The sequence below is a fragment of the Stenotrophomonas sp. EMP41 genome, from assembly GCF_047495535.1.
GTDB classification, from domain to species: domain Bacteria; phylum Pseudomonadota; class Gammaproteobacteria; order Xanthomonadales; family Xanthomonadaceae; genus Stenotrophomonas; species Stenotrophomonas sepilia.
Genome location: NZ_CP179923.1, coordinates 1,317,479 through 1,338,864 on the forward strand (window position 1 = coordinate 1,317,479; position 21,386 = coordinate 1,338,864).

19 protein-coding genes are annotated in these 21,386 nt (G+C 66.5%); 16 read left to right on the forward strand and 3 right to left on the reverse strand.

All coding sequences use genetic code 11. The annotated features are described in order from the left end of the window. The first annotated feature begins 182 nt into the window (after window positions 1–182). The 6 genes from rsmD (at window position 183) to ACMGRF_RS06120 (ending at window position 4,995) form a co-directional block, all read left to right on the forward strand. Window positions 183–761 carry a 16S rRNA (guanine(966)-N(2))-methyltransferase RsmD gene (gene rsmD, locus ACMGRF_RS06095; protein WP_049435227.1) on the forward strand — a complete coding sequence of 193 codons (579 nt, stop codon included), beginning with the start codon at window positions 183–185 and terminating at the stop codon, window positions 759–761. A 26-nt stretch (window positions 762–787) separates the two neighbouring features. Beyond that, window positions 788–1,297, forward strand: a complete 510-nt coding sequence (coaD, locus tag ACMGRF_RS06100) for a pantetheine-phosphate adenylyltransferase (RefSeq protein ID WP_049413313.1) — start codon at window positions 788–790, stop codon at window positions 1,295–1,297. A gap of 59 nt (window positions 1,298–1,356) precedes the next feature. Then, complete coding sequence (locus tag ACMGRF_RS06105) at window positions 1,357–1,848, forward strand: hypothetical protein (protein ID WP_005409092.1); 492 nt, start codon at window positions 1,357–1,359, stop codon at window positions 1,846–1,848. A gap of 132 nt (window positions 1,849–1,980) precedes the next feature. Then, the gene (locus ACMGRF_RS06110) at window positions 1,981–2,262 is read left to right on the forward strand and encodes a YfhL family 4Fe-4S dicluster ferredoxin (protein ID WP_010484376.1); all 282 of its coding nucleotides are present in this window, start codon (window positions 1,981–1,983) and stop codon (window positions 2,260–2,262) included. Further along, the gene (ggt, locus tag ACMGRF_RS06115; protein ID WP_414485709.1) at window positions 2,259–3,989 is read left to right on the forward strand and encodes a gamma-glutamyltransferase; all 1,731 of its coding nucleotides are present in this window, start codon (window positions 2,259–2,261) and stop codon (window positions 3,987–3,989) included. The genes ACMGRF_RS06110 and ggt overlap by 4 nt, the downstream gene beginning before the upstream one ends. A 118-nt stretch (window positions 3,990–4,107) precedes the next feature. Further along, window positions 4,108–4,995: an MBL fold metallo-hydrolase gene (locus ACMGRF_RS06120; protein ID WP_019661213.1), complete on the forward strand. Its 888-nt coding sequence runs from the start codon at window positions 4,108–4,110 to the stop codon at window positions 4,993–4,995. Between the two features lie 41 nt (window positions 4,996–5,036). Here ACMGRF_RS06120 and ACMGRF_RS06125 read toward each other — a convergent pair whose 3' ends face one another. Continuing rightward, a complete protein-coding gene (locus tag ACMGRF_RS06125; protein WP_049413317.1) occupies window positions 5,037–5,330 on the reverse strand; it encodes a PsiF family protein in 294 nt (97 codons plus the stop codon). A 229-nt stretch (window positions 5,331–5,559) separates the two neighbouring features. Continuing rightward, the gene (upp, locus tag ACMGRF_RS06130) at window positions 5,560–6,192 is read right to left on the reverse strand and encodes a uracil phosphoribosyltransferase (RefSeq protein WP_005416149.1); all 633 of its coding nucleotides are present in this window, start codon (window positions 6,190–6,192) and stop codon (window positions 5,560–5,562) included. A gap of 217 nt (window positions 6,193–6,409) precedes the next feature. Here upp and ACMGRF_RS06135 point away from each other — a divergent pair, with 217 nt between their 5' ends. The 6 genes from ACMGRF_RS06135 (at window position 6,410) to ACMGRF_RS06160 (ending at window position 14,379) form a co-directional block, all read left to right on the forward strand. Then, window positions 6,410–8,923, forward strand: a complete 2,514-nt coding sequence (locus tag ACMGRF_RS06135) for a TonB-dependent receptor (protein WP_414485911.1) — start codon at window positions 6,410–6,412, stop codon at window positions 8,921–8,923. After that, entirely contained in the window at window positions 8,920–10,050 is a 1,131-nt protein-coding gene (locus ACMGRF_RS06140) for a phytase (protein ID WP_414485710.1), read from the forward strand. The genes ACMGRF_RS06135 and ACMGRF_RS06140 overlap by 4 nt, the downstream gene beginning before the upstream one ends. Window positions 10,051–10,064: 14 nt before the next feature. Further along, entirely contained in the window at window positions 10,065–11,414 is a 1,350-nt protein-coding gene (locus tag ACMGRF_RS06145) for a purple acid phosphatase family protein (protein WP_262257735.1), read from the forward strand. A gap of 10 nt (window positions 11,415–11,424) precedes the next feature. Then, entirely contained in the window at window positions 11,425–12,039 is a 615-nt protein-coding gene (locus ACMGRF_RS06150; RefSeq protein WP_262257729.1) for an inorganic diphosphatase, read from the forward strand. Window positions 12,040–12,128: 89 nt separating this feature from the next. Further along, the gene (locus ACMGRF_RS06155; protein WP_262257734.1) at window positions 12,129–13,544 is read left to right on the forward strand and encodes a cryptochrome/photolyase family protein; all 1,416 of its coding nucleotides are present in this window, start codon (window positions 12,129–12,131) and stop codon (window positions 13,542–13,544) included. A 139-nt stretch (window positions 13,545–13,683) separates the two neighbouring features. Then, entirely contained in the window at window positions 13,684–14,379 is a 696-nt protein-coding gene (locus ACMGRF_RS06160) for an OmpA family lipoprotein (protein ID WP_005416156.1), read from the forward strand. Between the two features lie 202 nt (window positions 14,380–14,581). Here ACMGRF_RS06160 and ACMGRF_RS06165 read toward each other — a convergent pair whose 3' ends face one another. Continuing rightward, the gene (locus tag ACMGRF_RS06165; protein WP_005416157.1) at window positions 14,582–15,613 is read right to left on the reverse strand and encodes a LysR family transcriptional regulator; all 1,032 of its coding nucleotides are present in this window, start codon (window positions 15,611–15,613) and stop codon (window positions 14,582–14,584) included. Window positions 15,614–15,760: 147 nt separating this feature from the next. On the opposite strand from ACMGRF_RS06165, the gene ACMGRF_RS06170 reads away from it, so the two are divergent. The 4 genes from ACMGRF_RS06170 to ACMGRF_RS06185 all read left to right on the forward strand — a co-directional run bounded on the left by ACMGRF_RS06170 (window position 15,761) and on the right by ACMGRF_RS06185 (window position 21,368). Further along, entirely contained in the window at window positions 15,761–15,988 is a 228-nt protein-coding gene (locus tag ACMGRF_RS06170) for a hypothetical protein (RefSeq protein ID WP_414485711.1), read from the forward strand. After that, window positions 15,985–16,755: an SDR family NAD(P)-dependent oxidoreductase gene (locus ACMGRF_RS06175; RefSeq protein ID WP_049414418.1), complete on the forward strand. Its 771-nt coding sequence runs from the start codon at window positions 15,985–15,987 to the stop codon at window positions 16,753–16,755. The genes ACMGRF_RS06170 and ACMGRF_RS06175 overlap by 4 nt, the downstream gene beginning before the upstream one ends. Before the next feature lie 91 nt (window positions 16,756–16,846). Then, window positions 16,847–18,070 carry an efflux RND transporter periplasmic adaptor subunit gene (locus ACMGRF_RS06180; protein WP_049414417.1) on the forward strand — a complete coding sequence of 408 codons (1,224 nt, stop codon included), beginning with the start codon at window positions 16,847–16,849 and terminating at the stop codon, window positions 18,068–18,070. 127 nt (window positions 18,071–18,197) lie between these two features. Next, window positions 18,198–21,368: an efflux RND transporter permease subunit gene (locus ACMGRF_RS06185; protein WP_099494590.1), complete on the forward strand. Its 3,171-nt coding sequence runs from the start codon at window positions 18,198–18,200 to the stop codon at window positions 21,366–21,368. The last annotated feature ends 18 nt before the right edge of the window (window positions 21,369–21,386 follow it).

A 21,386-nucleotide genomic window follows, 5' to 3' on the forward strand; every position in this document is an offset into this window, starting at 1 on the left:
AGCCCCCATGGACGGGTTCACGGCGTCCCCCACAACCTGACCCACCCCGCCAACCCCCAGGGAACCAGCTTTTGAAGTTGCTTCGGCCGTTGCTGTGGCTTCTGCGGGTGCCGGGCGCCGCCCGGCCGAACTACAATCCCGCTCATGCTGAAATTCTCGAATGAACCCCGCCGGGGGCGCCGGTGAGCGGCCGCGGGGGCAATGATGGCCAGGTCCGCATCATCGGCGGTCGCTGGCGCAATACCCGCCTGCCGGTGCCGACCCTGCCGGGGTTGCGACCCAGCAGCGACCGCGTGCGCGAAACCCTGTTCAACTGGCTGATGCCCAAGCTGGGCGGGGCGCGGGTGCTGGACCTGTTCGCCGGCAGCGGCGCATTGGGCCTGGAAGCGGTCTCGCGCGGTGCCGCCCACGCCACCCTGGTCGAGCGCGATGCGCAGCTGGGACGCAACCTGACCACCACCGTCGCCAAGCTGCAGGCCGTGGACCAGATCACCGTCGTGCAGGCCGATGCCCTGCGCTGGCTGCAGGGCGCGCCCGCGCAGCAGGCCGATCTGGTGTTCATCGACCCGCCATTCGCCGATGGCCTGTGGCAGGACGTGCTGGCCCAGCTGCCGCGGCACCTTGCAGCCGACGCCTGGCTGTACCTGGAATCGCCGGCCGGCCACGTGCCGGTGCTGCCGCCAGACTGGCTGCTGCACCGCGAGGGAGGCACCCGTGAGGTGCGCTTTGCCCTGTACCGCCGTGCCACTGCTACACTTTGACCTCATCTGAACATCTGCTACCGCCCATGACCGTGGCCAACCGCCGCATCGCCGTCTATCCCGGCACGTTCGACCCGATCACCAACGGTCACATCGACCTTGTGAGCCGGGCCGCGCCGCTGTTCGAAAAGGTCGTGGTCGGCGTGGCGCAGAGCCCGTCGAAGGGCCCGGCGCTGCCGCTGGAGCAGCGCGTGCAGCTGGCGCGGGGCGCGCTGGGCCACCATGGCAACGTCGAGGTCATCGGCTTCGATACCCTGCTGGCCCATTTCGTACGCTCGGTCCAGGGCGGGGTGCTGCTGCGCGGCCTGCGCGCGGTGTCCGACTTCGAGTACGAATTCCAGATGGCCAGCATGAACCGCCACCTGATCCCCGAGGTCGAGACCCTGTTCCTGACCCCGGCCGAGCAGCACAGCTTCATTTCGTCCTCGCTGGTCCGCGAGATCGCGCGCCTGGGCGGCGACGTGTCCGGTTTCGTGCCGGCCGCGGTGCTCGAAGCCCTGCGCAAGGTCCGCGAAGCGAAGGCGGCACAGCAGTAAGTCCGCAGTACCGGCACCCCATTACGTACACCACCACGCACCATTCCGGGAGGAAACCCATGAACACCACCATGCGCGCGATGCTGATCGCTTCGTTGGCCCTGGCCTTCACCGCCTGCAAGAAGGAAGAGGCCGCTCCGGTCGACGAAGCCAAGCAGGCCCTGGTCGCTCCGGCCAAGGATGACGATGCCGGCTGGAAGAAGTACCTGCAGGAAGTGGCGATCCAGAACATGGGCAACATCACCAACAGCCCGTTCCTGTATTACCTCTCGCCGGAATCGGACCCGGACTTCCAGGCCAAGTACGAGCGCCAGACCGAGAGCGCGACCCAGGCCGTGGCCCGTGGCGTGCAGCCGGGCAACATGCTGGCCTTCGGTTCGTCGGCCTCGGGCAAGATGGCTGACATGATCCAGGCCGTGTTCAAGGACGTGTCGCCGGATTCGATGAAGGGCGTGCGCGTCGTCTTCATCGGCCAGTCGGCCGACAACGCCCGCGTGCAGGCGGCGATCCAGCCGACCGGCGCCGAGTACATTTTCGTCGAAGCCAAGTAATACCGAGCCATGGCGGCCATGCCCCGGCATGGCCCGGGCGGCGTCCTGCAAGGGCGCCGCTGATGACCTGACCGGCCCGCGCGCCCGCGCTGGCCGGTCCTTTGTCCCAAGGCGCGGGCGAGGAGTATCGCCATGTCGCTGAAAATCAACGAGCTCTGCGTCAACTGCGACGTCTGCGAGCCGGCCTGCCCGAACCAGGCCATTTCGATGGGTGAAACCATCTACGTGATCGACCCTGCCCGCTGCACCGAATGCGTGGGCCATTTCGACGAACCACAGTGCGTGGTCGTCTGCCCGGTCGAGTGCATCGACCCGGATCCGGAGATCGTGGAAACGGAAGACCAGTTGCTGGCCAAGCTGCGCCAACTGCAGCACGATCACCCCGAACTCTACGCGGAGCCCCCATCCGAATGAAGACGCTGATCGTCCGCCCCATGTTGCTGCTCGGCCTGCTGCTGAGCCCGGTTGCCTGGGCCGACGGCCCGGCCCGTGCCGAACGCCCCGATGGCGCGGCCATTGCCAGCGGCCACGCGCTGGCCACCCAGGCCGGCATCGATATCCTGGCGCAGGGCGGCAACGCCTTCGATGCGGCGGTGGCGGTATCGTCCACGCTGGCGGTGGTCGAGCCGATCAGCTCCGGGCTGGGCGGTGGCGGCTTCTTCCTGCTGCACGACGCGGCCACCGGCAAGGACGTGATGCTGGATGCGCGCGAGACCGCGCCGGCGGCGGCCACGCCGCAGGCCTTCCTCGACAAGCAGGGCAACCTCGACCGCGACCGCTCGGTCAACGGTGCGTGGTCGGCCGGCATCCCGGGCCTGCCCGCAGCGCTGGTCGAACTGTCGGCCAGGCATGGCAAGCTGCCGTTGTCGGCCTCGCTGCAGCCGGCCATCCGCATCGCACGCGAAGGTTTTCCGGTGTACGAGCGCATGGCCAAGGGCTACGCGTCGCGCCGTGAAGTGATGGAGCGCTATCCCGGCACGCGTGAAGTCTATCTGCGCAACGGCAAGCCGATCGCCAGCGGTGACCTGTTCAAGCAGCCGGAGCTGGCGCAGACGCTGGAGCGCCTGGCCGCTGGAGGTTTCGACGGCTTCTACAAGGGCCAGACCGGAAAGCTGTTGCTGGCGGGCGTCAGGCAGGCCGGCGGCAGGTGGACCGCCGAAGAGCTGGCCGGCTATCGCGTGAAGCAGCGCGAGCCGATCGTGTTCAACTACAACGGCTGGAAGATCACCACCGCGCCGCCGCCGTCGTCCGGTGGCATCGCGCTGGCCAGCATGCTGCAGATCCTGGAAGGCTGGGACATCAGGAAGATGGATCCGGCGCACCGTACCCACCTGGTGGTGGAGTCGATGCGCCGCGCCTACCGCGACCGTACGTTCTTCCTCGGCGATCCGGACTTCGTGCAGATCCCGCAGAAGGTGCTGACCAGCAAGGACTACGCACAGGGCCTGCGCGCGACCATCCATCCGGAGAAGGCCACGCCCAGCGACCTGCTGTCGGGCAACCCGACACCGCTGGAGGACGACGAGACCACGCACTTCTCGATCATCGACCGCGACGGCAACCGCGTCGGCGCCACCCAGACCGTCAACCTGCTGTACGGCTCGGGGCTCATTCCCAAGGGCACCGGCGTGCTGCTGAACAACGAAATGGACGATTTCGCGCTGAAGCCGGGTACGCCCAATGCCTTCGGCGTGATGGGCTACGAGGCCAATGCGCCGAAGCCGGGCAAGCGCATGCTCAGCTCGATGACGCCGACCTTCATGGAAAACAGCGACAAGGTGATCGTGCTGGGCACTCCGGGTGGCAGCCGCATCATCACCATGGTGCTGCTGGGCATCCTCGGCTACGACGCCGGCCTGGACGCGCAGCAGGTTGCCGCGCTGCCGCGCTACCACCACCAGTGGCTGCCGGACCTGATCGAAGCCGAGGACGATGCGTTCGACGCGGCGACGGTGAAGCAGCTGCAGGCGATGGGCCACAGGATCGACCTGCCGGGCAATGTCGCCGCCGGCGGTCGCGGTTCCAGCCACGTGTGGGGCAACCTGCAGACCGTGGAATGGGACCGCAAGGCGAACAAGCTGTTCGGCGGCAGCGACCCGCGCAATCCGGTGGGCAGTGCCCAGGTCGTGCCGGCCCACTGATGTGGTGGTGCCGGCCACTGGCCGGCAATCTGGCAGATCACCAGGACCCCGCCCACCAGCGGGGTTTCCTGTTTCCTTTCTAGCGATTATTTAACGGTCCGGCGCCGATAATCGACGCATGAAACTCTGGTCTATTCGTGGAAACTCGCAGCGCCTGGACGGCGGCGCGATGTTCGGCAACGCGCCGCGCGCGTTGTGGGAAAAATGGGCGGCTCCGGACGAGCTCAATCGCATCGAGCTGGCCTGCCGTGCGCTGCTTGCCAGTCCGCTGGAAGGCAAGACAGTACTGTTTGAAACCGGTATCGGTGCGTTCTTCGACCCGCGCATGCGCGAGCGCTACGGCGTGCAGGAAAGCCAGCACGTGCTGATCGATTCACTGCGCGAAGCGGGTTTCGAGCACGAGGACATCGACGTGGTGGTGCTCAGCCACCTGCACTTCGATCATGCCGGTGGCCTGCTTGCCGCATGGAGCGAAGGGCGCGAGCCCGAGCTGCTGTTCCCCAACGCAACCTATGTGGTTGGTGCGCAGCATTGGCAGCGCGCCGTGCAGCCACACCCGCGCGATCGGGCCAGTTTCATTCCTGAGCTGCCCGGCCTGCTGCAGGCCAGTGGCCGCTTGGAAGTGGTGGAGGGGGAGTACTCGAAGGCGCTCGGCCGCAGCGTGCGCTTCAGCTACAGCGATGGGCATACGCCGGGGCTGATGCTGGCCGAGATCGTTGGTCATGCGCATGCCGGTGAAGATGCGCACGGTGGCGTGGTGTTCTGTGCCGACCTCATCCCAGGTCGTTCATGGGTGCACGTGCCGATCACCATGGGCTATGACCGCAATGCCGAATTGCTGATCGACGAGAAGCGGCAGTTCCTTGAAGACAAGCTGGCGCGCAACGTGCGGCTGTTCTTCACCCACGACCCGCAGGTGGCGCTGGCGCAGCTGGGCCGTGATGACAAGGGACGTTTCGTGACCCTGCACGAACAGGGCGAACTGAAGGCGCGCGCGCTGGGCTAATGGCAGAGCCGAGCGTGGGCTCGGCTCTACATCACTCGTCGTTACGACGCCTTCAGGCAGCTGCTCATGAAGGTCTTGCGCGCATCGCCTGCCAGCTTCTTCGCGCCGGCGTCAGCGTTGCACTTGCGCATGCGTTCCTGCTGCGTATTGACCGGCTTGGTTTCGGCGGCCTGGCCACTGAGGCAGGAGCTCTGCGCGGTCTTGTAGGCATCCCCCTTCAAGCCCTTGTTCTTGGCCGAGCATTCGGCCATGCGTTGCTGCTGCGGGGTGGTGGCGTTGGCAGCCAGGGGGAGGCCGGCCAGCAGGACGGCGGCCAGCAGGAAAGAGGCCTTCATCGCGAGCTCCAAGGGGGCGGGTGCGCGGAGCATTCGCCTTGGGCCGGCAAGGCCACGTGAAGAATCACGCATTGGCCACGCCACGTGGTCTGGCGTCCGCACGCAGGGGTGATGCGCACCCGCGAACGCTGGATGTAGGTGGATAACCCCCCTGGGGATGGATCCGGCCCTGTCGTCGTGGCCAGAGTCCTTCTGCGAAGAAAGGGCTCTGGCCCCCGGTTCCGCCGGATCAGCCGACGCGGGTGCCGAAGATGCGGTCACCCGCGTCGCCCAGTCCGGGCAGGATGTAGCCCTTGTCGTTGAGCTGGGCATCGATGGCCGCCGTGTAGATTTCCACGTCCGGATGCACGGCCTTCACTGCTTCGATGCCTTCGGGCGCGGCCACCAGGAAGATGCCCTTGATGCGACGGGCGCCGGCGCGCTTGAGCATGTCAATGGTGGCGATCAGCGTGCCGCCGGTGGCCAGCATCGGGTCGAGGATCAGTGCGTCGCGCTCTTCCAGGCGGCCGGTCAGGCGCTCGAAGTAGGGCACCGGCTGCAGGGTTTCTTCATCGCGCTGCAGGCCGACCACGCTGACACGGGCCGCCGGGATCAGCGACAGCACGCCGCTGAGCATGCCCAGGCCGGCACGCAGGATCGGCACCACGGTGATCTTGGCGCCGGCAATGCGCTGCACCGTCACCGGGCCGGCCCAGCCGGCCAGGGTGTGCGGCTCGGTATCCAGGTCGGCGGTGGCCTCGTAGGCCAGCAGCGTACCCAGCTCGTTGGCCAGTTCGCGGAAATCCTTGGTGCTGAGCGCAGCGTTGCGCATCAGGCCGATCTTGTGCTGCACCAGCGGGTGGCGCACTTCGACGATCTTCATGGTCGGGAAGGGGAATAGGGAGAGAGGCCGCCATTTTGCCGGATTGGCGGGGCGAAGCCCAAACCGGGCCCGCAGCCGCCGTACATGAAATGTGCAGACGCATGTCACGGCCATGCAACCTTGCGGACATACCGTGCAGACCCATTCTTAACAGGAATGGGGATTCCCAGTGCATATCAAGACTCCGTTGGCCGTTGCCATCACCCTGACCCTGGCAATGGGGGCCGCGGCACCGCTGCAGGCCGCCGGGCAGCAGGCGGTAGCCGCCACCGGCACCGTGGCGGCCGACGCGGTCGACCTTGACCGTATCGAGGTGCGCGCCCAGCTCGAATCGCAGATCCGCGCGGTCGACCTCAAGCGCGGCAGCGACGCCATCGAAGACGCGGTGTCCTCCGATGCCCTGGGCCAGTACCCGGACAAGAACGTGGCCGAATCACTGCAGCGCCTGCCGGGCATCAGCGTGACCCGTGACCAGGGCGAGGGCCGTTTCGTGGTCATCCGTGGCCTGGACGCCAATCTCAACAGTGTCAGCGTGGATGGCATCGCCGTGGGCACGCCGGAGGATTCCAGCCGTGCCGCGCCGCTGGACGTGATTCCCTCCGATTCCACCGAACGCCTGCGCGTGGTGAAGTCGCCGACCCCGGACATGCCCGGCGATGCCATCGGCGGTGCTGTGCTGGTGGAATCGGCCTCGGCCTTCGACCGCGACGGTCGCAGCCTGCGTGGCAAGATCGAGGGCAGTCATCAGCAGCTGTCCGGCGAGACCAGCCCGAAGGCGGCCTTCAACTACAGCGAAGTGTTCAACGACACCTTCGGCGTGGCGCTGGGCGTGAACTACCAGAAGCGCAGGTTCGAGTCGGACAACACCGAAGTGGAGTACGACGGCGAGGACGATGCCGCCGCCGGTGACGTGACCGCGATCAACCTGCAGCACCGCAAGTACGAGATCGAGCGCAAGCGCATCGGCGCCAACCTCAACCTCGACTGGCGGCCGGACGAAGACAGCAGGTACTACCTGCGCACGCTGTACAGCCAGTTCGACGATGCGGAGACCCGCCAGCGCGTGATCTTCAACTTCGACGACGCGACGATGGTCAAGACCGGCACCGACCAGTACCGCCTGGATGGCATGCCGAAGGATTCGATCGACAAGCGCATGCGCTACCGCACCAAGAAGGAAAACACCTTCGCGGCCAGCCTGGGCGGCGAGAACAAGTTGACCAACGCCGTGGTCGATTACCGGATCGGCTACACCCGTACCGAAGAGCGCGTGAACGACGAGATGGAGGCGCGCTTCAAGCTCAACGGCAAGGCGTTCAACGGCAGCCTGGACCAGAGCAGCCGGCTGCCCAGCTACAGCTTCGACAACCCGCAGTGGCTGGACAACAGCAACTACGCGTTCGACCGCTTCGTGCTTTCGCCCAAGCAGGTGAACGACAAGGAGCACAGCGCGCAGGTCAACGTGCGCTTCGACGGCGACAGCAGCAGCATCAAGTTCGGTCTGCTGGGCCGCTGGCGCGACCGCGACGTGAATGTGGATGAGCGCGAACTGCGCGTCGGCCCGAAGGTGGCGCTGTCGGGCTGGACCACTTCCTCGCCCGAACATCGCCACGGCAACTTCGGCGATGGCATGGATTCGGCTGCGATGAGTGCCTTCTGGGCGGCCAATGGCAGCCAGTACAGCGCCCGCCCGCAGGACGTCGGCGGCAATGCGATGACGTCGCTGGAAGAGGATTACGTGGCCAGCGAGGACATCTTCGCCAGCTACGCCATGGGAACCTGGGACGTGGGCGCGCTGCGCATCATCGGCGGCGTGCGCGTGGAGAACACCCGCTTCAAGGCCGTCGGCAACCAGGTGGACGTGGCGGCGAACGGCCGCAGCTTCACTGTTGCCCCGCGCGTGGCCAACAGCAGCTACACCAACGTGCTGCCGGGCCTGCACCTGCGCTATGACGCGGCCGATGACTGGGTGCTGCGCGCCTCGGCCAACAAGACCGTATCGCGCCCGTCCTTCGGCGACGTCTCGCCGCGCGTGGGTTACAGCCGCGGTGACGAGGAAGTGCGCCTGGGCAACCCGGAACTGGATCCGTACGAGTCGAAGAACATCGACCTGTCGGTGGAGAAGTACATCGGCAGCAGCGGCATCGTTTCGCTGGGCCTGTTCCACAAGTCGATCGATGGCTACATCGTCGAAACCGTGCGCACCAATGATCCGGCCTACGGTGGATTCGATGTGACGCAGCCGATCAACGGTCGCAAGGCCACCGTGCGTGGTGCGGAGTTCAACTGGCAGCAGCAGCTGGCCTTCCTGCCGGACGGCCTGGATGGCCTGCTGGTCGGCGCCAGTGGCACCTGGCTGGATACGAAGTTCGATGCCGGCATCGAGGACCGTGCGGGCGAGGACTTCACCCTGCCACGCGCCTCCAGGCACGTCTACAGCGCACACATCGGCTACGAGAAGTACGGCTTGAGCACGCGCCTGGCGGCCGTGTACCGCAGCGAGTACCTGGACAGCATCGGCAAGGGGCGCGCATTCGACATCTACGTGGCACCCAACACCCAGCTCGATTTCTCGCTTGACTACAAGTTCACTCCGCGCGTGAGCGTGTACTTCGAAGCGCAGAACCTGCTGGACAAGCCATTGGAGCTTTACCAGGGCACCCGTTCGCGCACCCTGCAGATGGAAGAGTACGGCCGCACCTATGCGCTGGGCCTGAAGGTGGCGCTGTGAGGGGGCGGGGCGTCACCGTCCTGGCCGCCGCGCTGGCCGCCGCGCTGGCAGCTGCGCTGGTCGCCGGCTGCACGCCGGCCACCGGCACCGATCCGGTTGCGGGAGCGGCCGCGCCGGCCGCCGGGGGCGAGCGCGTGGTGACCACCATCGCCGAAGCCTTCCTGTCACCGATGACCCCGGCCGACAACATAGACTCGCCGGCAGCCTGGCGCGCGCCGGACGGCGCGCTGTGGCTGATCGCCACCGCCAAGGCCACCGACAAGCTGGTGGTCTACGACGGCAGCACCGGACAGCACCTGCGTGACGTCGGCAGCAGCGGCACCGCACCGGGGCAGTTCGACCGCCCAAACGGTATCGCGGTGATCGACGACCTGCTGTGGATCGTGGAGCGCGACAATCACCGCGTGCAGGTACTGCGCCTGCCGGACTTCACGCCGCTGGCGACGTTCGCTGCGGACGACCTGCGCAAGCCTTACGGACTGTGGGTCGACCGTCGTGCCGATGGCTACAGCGTCTACGTCACCGACTCCTGGGACAACGGCGAGGATGCACAGGGGCGTGACATCCTGCCGCCGCTGGCCGAGCTGGACAAGCGCGTGCGCCAGTATCACGTGACGCGCGATGGCGAGAAGGTCGACGCGAAGCGGGTGGCCAGCATCGGCGATACCACCGAGGCGGGAGCGCTGCGCGTGGTCGAGTCGATCTGGGGCGATCCCGAGAACGACCGCCTGCTGATCGCCGAAGAGGACGAGAGCTACGCCAGCGAGTTCAAGGTCTACACCCTGGCGGGCCGCTTCACCGGCACCACCTTCGGCAGCGATGTGTTCAAGGCGCAGGCCGAAGGCGTGACCTTGCGCACCTGCGGCAAGGATGGCTGGTGGATCACCACCGAACAGGGCAAGCAGCGCAGCGTGTTCCATCTGTTCGACCGGCACACGCTGAAGCCGGTCGGCGCGTTCCAGGGCAATACCGTGGCCAACACCGACGGCATCTGGATGATGCAGCAAGCCAGCACGCGCTTCCCGCACGGTGCGCTGTATGCCGTGCATGACGACCAGGGCGTGGTGGCGTTCGACTGGGAGAGCATCGCCAAGCAGCTGGCGCTGCCGCTGGAGTGTGGCGCATGAGCCGGCAGTGCGTGATGCGCACGCTGGCCCTGGGCCTGCTGCTGGCGCTGCCGTCGCTGTCGTTCGCGGCGGCCGAACCGAATACCCAGGTGCCGGCGGGCAGCCGCCACTACGCAGCGACGACGGTGCCGGACCGCATCGTCGCCTCGCCGGCGGCCGATTCCAGCCAAGGCTTCGCGGTGGCCTGGCGCACCGACGGCAGCGTGCAGGCGCCGTTGATGGAGATCGCGCTGGCCGCAGATTCGCCGGCCATCGAAGGCATCCGCCAGGTCCGTGCGACGACCCGCGCGCTGCGGACCGAGAACGGCCTGTCGCACCACCATCGTGCAGATATCGATGGCCTGCAGCCGGATACCCAGTACGTCTACCGTGTGCAGGGCAACGGCAGTTGGAGTGCATGGAACCAGCTGCGCACGCTGGCAGCCGCCGACCAGCCGCTGACCCTGCTGTACTTCGGTGATACCCAGAACAAGAACGTCAGCCATGTCAGCCGCGTGGTCCGTGCCGCGCAGAAGGCCGCACCGCAGGCACGCATGAGCCTGTTTGCCGGCGACCTGGTCAGCGGCGGCGACAACATGGATGACAGCGAGTGGGGAGAATGGTTTGCCGCCGTCGGCTGGCTGGCGCAGGAAACGCTGGTGGCGCCGGCCATAGGCAACCACGAGTACTTCGAGGAATTCGAGGACACCCCGCAGGAGCGCCGCGTGCTGGGCCGCCACTGGCCGGTCACGTTCGCGTTGCCGGGCAATGGTGCCAGCGCTGCGCAGCAGACCAGCTACTGGTTCGATGCGCAGGGCGTGCGCGTGGCCGTGGTAGACGGCACATCGGCACTCGACCTCGGCACTGCCACGGCACAGGCACAATGGCTGGACAAGGTGCTGGCCGGCAATCCCCAGCCGTGGACCATCGTGTTGCTGCACCAGCCGTTCTACTCGCCGCGCGAAGGGCGCGAGAACGCCGCGTTGCGTGACGTGCTGTTGCCGGTGGTACGCCGCCACAACGTCGATCTGGTGCTGCAGGGCCACGACCACACCTATGGCCGCCGTGGCGAAGGGCAGGCCGCAACGCCGCAGTACGTGGTGACTGTAGCCGGACCGAAGCAGTACCGCCTGTCCGATGAAGCGCGCAGGACGATGAACCCAGTGGCCGAAGACACCCAGTTGTTCCAGGTGTTGAACATCGACCCGCAGCGCCTGCGCTATGAAGCGCGCACCGTGACCGGCCGTCTCTACGATGCCTTCGAACTGCGCCGCGATGCCAAGGGGGAAAAGCAGCGCATGGAGCTGACCGAAGGCCGCATCGCACCGCGCGACTGCCCGCGTGCGCAGACCGCCAAGGGTCGCGCCGATCGCTGCTGGGAATGAGGAGAGGCCGATGATCACGCCCCGTCGCATCCTTCCTCTCGCTGCCATCGGCGCCGCACTGCTGTTGCTGACCAGTGTGGTGACCGCTGCCGATACCGTGCTGCATCCATTCCTGGTGGCCCAGCCAAGGGAAGCCCCGCGGGAAGTGAATCTGGCGGTGGAGATTCCGGCCGGCAGCGTCACCAAGTACGAGATCAAGGAAGACGGCCTGGTGCATGTGGACCGCTTCCAGTCCATGCCGGTCGCCTATCCGGCCAATTACGGCTCGATCCCACGCACCCTGGCCGGTGACAATGATCCGCTGGATGCGCTGGTGCTGACCCGCGAGCCCCTGCATCCGGGCGTGATCGTGCGTTTCCGGCCCGTCGGTTACCTGAAGATGATCGACGGCGGCGAGCACGATGAGAAAATCATCGGCGTACCGACCGACAGGGTTGACCCGACCTACGCGGCTGTCCGCGATCTGGAGGATCTGCCGGAGGTCGAGCGTCAGCGCATCGAGGCCTTCTTCCGGGTCTACAAGGAGCTGCCGGCGGGGCGCAATCCGGTGCAGCTCAATGGCTGGGGCAACGCGGCCGAAGCGCGTGCGCTGATCAGCGAGGCGATGCAGCGCTTCGGCAAGTAGATCCATGCCACGCGTGGATGGTCTGGCGCGCGCATCCCCTTCACTGCCCCTGGCTATCATGTCCGCCTTCAACAACGGGGGCGGTGTCTGTGTCGGTAGCATTGGTATGGTTCCGCCGTGATCTGCGGCTGCAGGACAATCCGGCCCTGCAGGCCGCGCTGGACGCGGGCCACGATGTGGTGCCGGTCTACGTCCACGCGCCGCACGAGGAGGGCGGGTGGGTGCCGGGTGCGGCCTCCGATGCGTGGCGCCACCGTTCACTGGGCGCCTTGGATGCCGACCTGCGCACGCGCGGCTCGTCACTGGTGCTGCGCGGCGGTGACAGCCTGCCGGCCCTCCAATTGCTGGTCGAGCAGACCGGCGCCGAGGCGGTGTACTGGAACCGCAAGTACGAGCCGGCCACCCAGCCTCGCGACGCCACCATCAAGCGCACGCTGCGCGAGCAGGGAATCGACGCGCAGAGCTGCAATGGCAGCCTGTTGTTCGAGCCCTGGGACATTGCGACCCAGCAGGGACAGCCGTACAAGGTGTTCACGCCGTACTGGCGCAACGTGCTCAGTCATTGGCGCCTGCCGGCACTGCAGGCCGCACCGGAGGCACTGACGACGCACGCGGTCGACAGCCTCGCACTTGATGATCTCCAGCTTGCACCGACGCTGGATTGGGATACCGGCTTCTGGGAGTGTTGGCAGCCGGGCGAAACCGGTGCGCTGGAGGCGCTGTCGGTGTTCGAGGACGGTGCCTTGCGCGGTTACCGCGAGCAGCGAGACCTGCCCGACCGTGTGGGCACCTCGCGGATGTCTCCGCACCTGCATTTCGGTGAGATCGCACCGTGGCGCATCGCGCATGCGCTGGAAAGACTGCGCAGCGCCGGCACCGATGCCGACATCGACGGCTATCTGCGGCAGCTGGGCTGGCGTGATTTCGCCTACCACCTGTTGCATCACTTTCCGAAGACGCCCACGGACAACCTCAATCCGCGTTTCGACCGCTTCCCTTGGGCGGCGCCGACTGCAGCGCAACTGCACGACTGGCAGCGCGGCAATACCGGCGTGCCGATCGTTGATGCCGGACTGCGCGAGCTGTGGCACACCGGCTACATGCATAACCGGGTGCGGATGATCGTCGCCAGTTACCTGTGCAAGCACCTTCGCGCGCACTGGCTGCATGGCGCGCGCTGGTTCTGGGACACCCTGGTCGATGCCGATCTGGCGAACAACACGATGGGCTGGCAATGGGTGGCCGGGACCGGCGCCGATGCCGCGCCGTACTTCCGGGTGTTCAACCCGGTCACCCAGGCCGAGAAGTTCGATCCGCAGGCCCGCTACATCAGCCGCTGGGTGCCCGAGCTGGCGGCACTGCCGGTGAAGGCGCGGTTTGCGCCGTGGCAGCATCCTCTGCTCCTGGCCGCACACGCACCTGGCTATCCACGCACGCCGATGGTGGGCCTGGCTGAGGGCCGAGATGCTGCGCTGGCGGCATACCGCCAGTCGGGGGCGGGGTAAAGGGGGACCCGAGCGATCCGGTCAGTTAGCTGAACGCGGCCCTGTCGGCGCACCGGATCATCATCCCGACATCGCATTCGGCTGTTTATCCTCTCTGCGCCCGCAAGCCGCCGGCCGACCGGAAACAAAGGAGAACCTCATGATCCGCAACACCACCCGCAACGTCGCACTGGCCCTGATGAGTGCGGCCGTCCTGTCGGCCTGCGCCACCGGCGGCTCCTATGTGCAGAGTGACCAGTACGGTAACCCGACCGAACAGCAGAACCGGACCGGCCGCAACGCGCTGATCGGTACCGCCATCGGCGTGGCGGCCGGCCTGCTGACCGGCGACAGTGCTACCGAGCGGCGCCAGCACGCGCTGATCGGTGCCGGTATCGGCGCACTCAGCGGTGCCGCCGTCGGCCAGTACCAGGATCGCCAGGAACGCGCACTGCGCGAGCGCACCGCCAACACCGGCATCGATGTGCAGCGCCAGGGCGACAACATCATGCTGAACCTTCCGGACGGCATCACCTTCGACTTCGGCAAGGCGACCCTGAAGCCGCAGTTCTATGGCTCGCTCAACGGCGTGGCCGGTACGCTGCGTGAGTACAACCAGACCATGATCGAGGTGGTTGGCCACACCGACAGCATCGGCAGCGACGCGGTCAACAACCGCCTGTCGAAGGAACGCGCCGACTCGGTCGCGCAGTACCTGATCGGCCAGGGCGTGCAGAGCGTGCGTATCGAAACCCTGGGCGCCGGCAAGGCTTACCCGATTGCCGACAACAGCACCGATGCCGGCCGCGCCAAGAACCGCCGCGTCGAGATTCGGGTGATTCCGCTCAAGCAGTAACGCGTAGCGTTACTGCTTGAGCCGGTCCGGCCATCGGCCGGAACGAAAATGCCGCCCTTGCAGGCGGCATTTTTGTGGGTGCCGAGCGTTGCTCGGCACGCCGACAGCGCATGCAGAGTCGAGCCGCGCTCGACTTCCTCTGTAAGCCATGCCGACCAAGGTCGGCATCTACCAGGAGATGGATAAGCGCTCTTGTTGCAGGTTACGCCGCCGAAGCGGCCACCTTCTCCAGGATCCGCTTGCCACTGCTTTCCAGCGCGGCATCTTCCTGTGCCTTCTGCTGCTGTGCCAGCTTCGCGCCCGGGCACTGCGCCAGCATGTAATTGGCATCGAAGTTGAGCTTCTCGACCAGGAAGTCGACAAACGCACGCACCTTCGGCGAGACCAGGCGGCCGCCGGCGAACACGGCATTGAAGTCCACTTCCGGGCCGGTCCAGCCGGCCAGCACGCGGCGCACCATGCCCGATTCGACGAACGGCTTGGCCATCACATCACCGGTCAGCAGCAGGCCTTCGCCACAGACCAATGCACCATTCAACGCAGACATGTCGTTGGCGGTCATCAGCGGGGTGACCGGGAAGTCGCGCAGTTCACCGCCGTTCTCGCCCAGCTGCCAGGTGAAGCGCGGCGAGTTGCCGGTATGGTACGGCTTGCGCATCGCCAGGATGCGATGGAACTGCAGCTCTTCCGGATGCAGCGGTTCGCCATAGCGCTCAATGTAGGCCGGACTGGCGAACACCTGCGTGCGCAGGCTGCCCAGCTTGCGCGCGACCAGATTGGAATCGGGCAGGGCACCCACGCGCAGCGCCAGGTCCGCTTCACCGGCAATCAGGTCCAGCTTCTCGTTGCCCATGTGCATGTCCAGGCGGATCTCTGGATACTGCGCATGGAACTGGCCCAGCAGCGGGGCGATCCAGGTGATGCCGATCGAGTAGGGCACGGTGAAGCGCAGCCAGCCGCGCGGGCCGGACTGCAGCTGGCTCACCGCGCTTTCGGCCTCTTCAAGCTCGCGTGCGATGCGCTGGCAGTGTTCGTGGTAGATCGAACCGGCTTCGGTCAGGCCGAGGCGGCGCGTGGTCCGGTGCAGCAGGCGCGCACCCAGGCGCGTTTCCAGCTCCTGCACTTTGCGGCTGACCGTGGTCTTGGGCAGGCCGAGCGATTTGGCAGCGGCAATGAAGCTGCCTTGCTCGACCACTTTGACGAAGATCAGCGTCTCGTTGAGATCGTGGGACATGGTCGGGGATCCTGGACGTCGGGGATGGGACAATCGTGACAGAACGATTGGACCGGGAGCGGGATGATTATTCCCCTTAATCAGGACTAATCAAGTAAAGGTTTGAGGTCTATCGTGGCGCCATTCGTTAATTGGAGCCCGTCCGCCATGAGCCTGCGCAACATTCTTGCCCGACTCCGGAACGCCGGCCAGAACACCCTGGACCTGGCGATGACCGTCGAAGCCCGTCCGAGTTCCTTGGTACACAAGGACTTCCGTGAGTTTACCGCGCCCATGCGTCAGCAGCGTGGCGGTGCCATCCGCCTGGTCCCGCACAAGGGCGATCGCCTGCGTCGGACCGGGACTATCCCGGATTTGGGAGGAAATGTCCCGTGAATGGGATACTGACGCCCGAAGTCCTGGTCCTTGGCGGTACCGGTGCCGTCGGCCAGGGCGTGGTCGGCGCTTTGCTGGAAGCCGGCAGCCCGGTGCTGGTGGTTGGCCGCGATCCGGGCCGGCTGGCCGCGCTGCGTGAGCAGTTCGCGGATGAGCCCGGACTGGAGACGCTGCTGGGTTCGCTCAGCGATGACGGCTCGGCACGCGCGCTGGCCGAACGCATCGCGCAGCGCCCGCGCCCGCTGGCGGCAGTGATCGCTGCGATGGGTGGCCCCTACCGTCGCGGCCGGGTGACCGACCGCAACGGCGATGAACTGCTGGGCGCGATGCAGGCCGATCTGATGCCGCACGTGCACGCCGTGCGCCACCTGTTGCCGCTGCTGCAGGACAACGTGCACGCGCGTCGTTACGTGATGATCGGCAGCCCGGCCAACGCCAAGCCCTGGGCGGGCTACGGCGAGACCTCGATCACCACCGCCGCACTGCGCATGTATGCGCAGGTGGTGCACCAGGAAGCGCAGGCGCTGGGCGTGCGCGCGCAGATGCTGGAAGTGTGCAGCCCGGTGTGTACCCCGGCCAACGCGGCCAATGCCTGCATCGAGTGGCCCAGCTCGCTGCTGGTCGGTCGTCGTGTGGTCTCCCTGCTTGATGGGTGCCGCGACAACCGCGCCATCGTCCGCTGCGACAGCAGCGATGCCGAATTGCCGCGTGGCCTGCTGCACCTGGAAGTTCCTCCGCTGTGGCGCGACACCGCAGGCATCGCTTGACCTCAACCATGGTTGAGGTCGCAGTATTCGCCGCCCATTTTTGCAACACGTTCTCATATAGCTGTACCACCCCTCCGTACGGATGCATGCCATGACTTCCCCCAATACCACCCCACATCGTTTCGGCCATCGCATTGCGATGGCCGGCGTGTCGATCCTCGCCGCGGCCGTGCTTGCGGCCTGCAGCGGCGGCCATGCCGAAGAAGGCGGTGCACCGCCGCCGCCGCAGGTCAGCGCCGCGCCGGTGCTGGTCAAGCAGGTCAGCCAATGGGACGAGTTCAGCGGCCGCGTCGAAGCGGTACAGAGCGTTGAGCTGCGTCCGCGCGTGTCCGGCTACATCGACAAGGTCAACTATGTCGAAGGCCAGGAAGTGAAGAAGGGCGAAGTGCTCTTCACCATCGACGCGCGCAGCTACCAGGCCGAGTACGATCGCGCGGCCGCCGAACTGGCCCGCGCCCGTACCCAGGCCACGCTGGCCCGCAGCGAGTCCGAGCGCGCCAAGCGGCTGTCCGAGCAGCAGGCGATCTCCACCGAGACCGCCGAGCAGCGCCGTGCCGCTGCCGACCAGTCCGGCGCCGCCGTGCAGGCCGCGCAGGCAGCATTGGATGCAGCCCGCCTCAATCTTGAGTTCACCAAGGTGCGGGCACCGATCGACGGCCGTGCCGGCCGCGCGATGGTCACCGCCGGCAACCTTGTCACCGCCGGCGACAGCGCCAGCGTGCTGACCACGCTGGTCTCGCTGGACACCGTGTTCGTCTACTTCGATGCCGACGAAAGCACCTTCCTGCGCTATGCCCAGATGGCACGCAAGGGCGAGCGCCCGAGCGAGCGTGACAGCGCGCTGCCGGTGAAGGTCGGCCTGTCCGGTGAAGAAGGCTACCCGCACACGGGCAAGGTCGACTTCCTCGACAACCAGGTCGCCCGCAGTACCGGGACCATCCGCGTCCGTGCGCTGCTGGACAACGCCGATCGCCAGTTCACGCCGGGCCTGTTCGCCCGCGTGCAGCTGCTTGGCAGCGGCCAGTTCCAGGCGCTGCTGATCGACGACAAGGCCGTGCTGACCGACCAGGACCGCAAGTACGTGTACGTGGTCGACAAGGATGGCAAGGCCCAGCGCCGTGACATCCAGCTCGGCCGCACCGCCGACGGCCTGCGTATCGTCGAGCACGGCCTGGCCGCCGGTGACAAGGTGATCATCGACGGCGTGCAGAAGGTCTTCATGCCGGGCATGCCGGTGCAGGCCAAGGCGGTGGCGATGCAGCCACAGCCGGCGCCGGCACCGGGCCGCGATGCCACCGCTGCCCTGAAGCACTGATCCGCCGGCTCCTGATCCGCGTCCCCGCTTAGCTGCCGGCGCCAGCGGCAGCCTCCCCTGCCTTCGTCATCCCGGCGAGGGGCAGGGTGGCTGTTGCCCGCCGAACGCCTTTCCCAGGAATTCCTCCATGGACTTTTCCCGTTTCTTCATTGACAGGCCGATCTTCGCGGCGGTGCTGTCGATCGTGATCTTCGCCGCAGGCCTGATCACGATTCCGATCCTGCCGATCAGTGAGTACCCCGAAGTGGTGCCGCCGTCGGTGGTCGTACGCACGGTGTATCCGGGCGCCAACCCCAAGGTCATTGCCGAGACCGTCGCCACGCCGCTTGAAGAGGCCATCAACGGCGTCGAAGGCATGATGTACCTGAAGTCGGTGGCCGGCTCGGACGGCGTGCTGCAGATGACCGTCACCTTCCGCCCGGGCACGGACCCGGACGCAGCGGCGGTGAAAGTGCAGAACCGTGTGGCCCAGGCCCAGGCACGCCTGCCCGAGGACGTGCGCCGGCAGGGCGTGACCACGCAGAAGCAGTCGCCGACCTTCCTGATGGTGGTGCACCTGACCTCGCCGCAAGGCAAGTACGACACCCTGTACCTGCGCAACTACGCGCGCCTGCACGTCAAGGATGCGCTGGCGCGCATTCCGGGCGTGGGTGACGCGCAGATCTTCGGTGGCGGCGACTACGCCATGCGTGCCTGGCTGGACCCGGACAAGGTCGCCTCGCGCGGCCTGACCGCCAGCGACGTGGTGCGTGCCATGCGCGAGCAGAACGTGCAGGTTTCGGCCGGCCAGCTCGGCGCCGAACCGCTGCCGGACAGCAAGTTCCTGACCCTGATCAATGCCCAGGGCCGGCTGAAGACCGAAAAGGAATTCGGCGACATCGTGCTCAAGAGCGGCACCGATGGCGAGATCGTGCGCCTGTCCGACGTGGCCCGCCTGGAACTGGGTGCGGGCGACTACACCCTGCGCTCGCAGCTGGACGGCAAGAACGCGGTGGGTATCGGTATCTTCCAGTCGCCGGGTGCCAACGCGCTGGAAATCCGTGACCAGGTCATCTCGACGATGGACGAGATGCAGAAGACCATGCCGGCCGACGTGAAGTACGAAGCGGTGTATGACACCACCATCTTCGTGCGCGACTCGATCAAGGCCGTGGTCTCCACGCTGCTGGAAGCGATCGCCCTGGTGGTGCTGGTGGTGATCCTGTTCCTGCAGACCTGGCGTGCCTCGATCATCCCGTTGATCGCGGTGCCGGTGTCGGTGGTGGGTACCTTCGCCGCGCTGTACCTGCTGGGCTTCTCGATCAATACGCTGAGCCTGTTCGGCCTGGTGCTGGCGATCGGCATCGTGGTCGACGACGCGATCGTGGTGGTGGAGAACGTCGAGCGCAACATCGAGGAAGGCCTGTCGCCCACCGCTGCGGCCCACCAGGCCATGCGCGAAGTGTCCGGCCCGATCGTGGCGATCGCGCTGGTGCTGTGCGCCGTGTTCGTGCCCATGGCCTTCCTGTCCGGTGTCACCGGCCAGTTCTACAAGCAGTTCGCCGTCACCATCGCCATCTCCACGGTGATCTCGGCGATCAACTCGCTGACCCTGTCGCCGGCCCTGGCCGCGCGCCTGCTGAAGGCCCATGGCGCTCCGAAGGACGGCCCGAGCCGCCTGATCGACCGCCTGTTCGGCTGGGTGTTCCGTCCGTTCAACCGCTTCTTCAAGTCCAGTTCGGAGAAGTACGAGCGTGGTGTGGCCCGCATCCTCGGCCGCCGCGGTGCGGTGTTCGTGGTCTACGCGATCCTGCTGGTCGGTACCGGCGTGATCTTCAAGCTGGTGCCGCCGGGCTTCATTCCGACCCAGGACAAGCTGTACCTGATCGCCGGTGTGAAGCTGCCGGAAGGTTCGTCGATTGCGCGTACCGATGAAATGCTGCGCAAGGTCGCCAAGATCGCCCAGGAAACCGATGGCGTCGCTCACACCATCTCGTTCCCCGGTCTGAACGCGCTGCAGTTCACCAACACGCCGAACACCGGTGTGGCGTTCATCCCGCTCAAGCCGTTCGCCGAGCGCCATGGCCGCACCGCCGCGCAGATCAATGCCGAGATCAACCAGAAGATCGCCGGCCTGCAGGAAGGCTTCGCGTTCGCGATGATGCCGCCGCCGATCCTCGGCCTGGGCAATGGCAACGGCTACCAGATGTTCATCGAGGACCGTGGCAACCTCGGCTACGGCGCACTGCAGAATGCCGTGCAGGCCATGCAGGGCACCGTCGCGCAGACCCCAGGCATGGCCTTCCCGATCTCCAGCTACCAGGCCAACGTGCCGCAGCTCGATGCCGAGGTGGACCGCGTCAAGGCCAAGGCACAGGGCGTGCAGCTCACCGAGCTGTTCGACACGTTGCAGACCTACCTGGGTTCGGCCTACGTCAACGACTTCAACCAGTTCGGCCGCACCTGGCAGGTGATCGCCCAGGCAGATGGTCCGTTCCGTGAGACGGTCGAGGACATCGGCAAGCTGCGTACCCGCAACGACCGCGGCGAGATGGTGCCGATCGGTTCGATGGTCACCATCAAGCAGACCTTCGGCCCGGACCCGGTGCTGCGCTTCAATGGCTATCCGGCAGCGGACCTGGCCGGTGAAGCCGACCCGCGCCTGCTGTCCTCGGCCGAGGCGATGACCAAACTGACCGAGATCGCCGGCAAGGTACTGCCGGTCGGCATGACCACCGAATGGACCGACCTGAGCTACCAGCAGGCAACCCAGGGCAAGGCCGCCTTCATCGTGTTCCCGGTGGCGATCATGCTGGCCTTCCTGGTGCTGGCCGCGCTGTACGAGAGCTGGTCGCTGCCGCTGGCGGTGATCCTGATCGTACCGATGACCCTGCTGTCCGCGCTGTTCGGCGTGTGGCTGACCGGCGGTGACAACAACGTGTTCGTGCAGGTCGGCCTGGTGGTGCTGATGGGCCTGGCGTGCAAGAACGCGATCCTGATCGTCGAATTCGCCAGAGAGCTGGAGATGGGTGGCAAGGGCATCGTTGAAGCCGCGCTGGAAGCCTGCCGCCTGCGCCTGCGCCCGATCGTGATGACCTCCATCGCGTTCATCGCCGGCACGGTGCCGCTGGTGCTGTCGCACGGTGCAGGCGCCGAAGTGCGCTCGGTGACCGGCATCACGGTGTTTGCTGGCATGCTGGGCGTGACCCTGTTCGGCCTGTTCCTCACCCCGGTGTTCTACGTGGCGCTGCGCAAGCTGGTTACCCGCAACGGTGGCGGCCAGCTGGTGCAGCACGGCGAACCGACCATCCACCACTGATACGGAACTCCGCCGCCG

What these genes read in the sequence shown, in the direction of transcription:
- ACMGRF_RS06110 (WP_010484376.1), top strand. Translation starts at nt 1,981, where the DNA reads ATGTCGCTGAAAATCAACGAGCTCTGCGTCAACTGCGACGTCTGCGAG.
- ggt (WP_414485709.1), top strand. Translation starts at nt 2,259, where the DNA reads ATGAAGACGCTGATCGTCCGCCCCATGTTGCTGCTCGGCCTGCTGCTG.
- ACMGRF_RS06145 (WP_262257735.1), top strand. Translation starts at nt 10,065, where the DNA reads ATGCGCACGCTGGCCCTGGGCCTGCTGCTGGCGCTGCCGTCGCTGTCG.
- ACMGRF_RS06180 (WP_049414417.1), top strand. Translation starts at nt 16,847, where the DNA reads ATGACTTCCCCCAATACCACCCCACATCGTTTCGGCCATCGCATTGCG.
- ACMGRF_RS06165 (WP_005416157.1), bottom strand. Translation starts at nt 15,613, where the DNA reads ATGTCCCACGATCTCAACGAGACGCTGATCTTCGTCAAAGTGGTCGAG.
- ACMGRF_RS06125 (WP_049413317.1), bottom strand. Translation starts at nt 5,330, where the DNA reads ATGAAGGCCTCTTTCCTGCTGGCCGCCGTCCTGCTGGCCGGCCTCCCC.
- ACMGRF_RS06170 (WP_414485711.1), top strand. Translation starts at nt 15,761, where the DNA reads ATGAGCCTGCGCAACATTCTTGCCCGACTCCGGAACGCCGGCCAGAAC.
- ACMGRF_RS06105 (WP_005409092.1), top strand. Translation starts at nt 1,357, where the DNA reads ATGAACACCACCATGCGCGCGATGCTGATCGCTTCGTTGGCCCTGGCC.
- coaD (WP_049413313.1), top strand. Translation starts at nt 788, where the DNA reads ATGACCGTGGCCAACCGCCGCATCGCCGTCTATCCCGGCACGTTCGAC.
- ACMGRF_RS06120 (WP_019661213.1), top strand. Translation starts at nt 4,108, where the DNA reads ATGAAACTCTGGTCTATTCGTGGAAACTCGCAGCGCCTGGACGGCGGC.
- upp (WP_005416149.1), bottom strand. Translation starts at nt 6,192, where the DNA reads ATGAAGATCGTCGAAGTGCGCCACCCGCTGGTGCAGCACAAGATCGGC.
- ACMGRF_RS06150 (WP_262257729.1), top strand. Translation starts at nt 11,425, where the DNA reads ATGATCACGCCCCGTCGCATCCTTCCTCTCGCTGCCATCGGCGCCGCA.
- ACMGRF_RS06160 (WP_005416156.1), top strand. Translation starts at nt 13,684, where the DNA reads ATGATCCGCAACACCACCCGCAACGTCGCACTGGCCCTGATGAGTGCG.
- ACMGRF_RS06135 (WP_414485911.1), top strand. Translation starts at nt 6,410, where the DNA reads ATGGGGGCCGCGGCACCGCTGCAGGCCGCCGGGCAGCAGGCGGTAGCC.
- ACMGRF_RS06185 (WP_099494590.1), top strand. Translation starts at nt 18,198, where the DNA reads ATGGACTTTTCCCGTTTCTTCATTGACAGGCCGATCTTCGCGGCGGTG.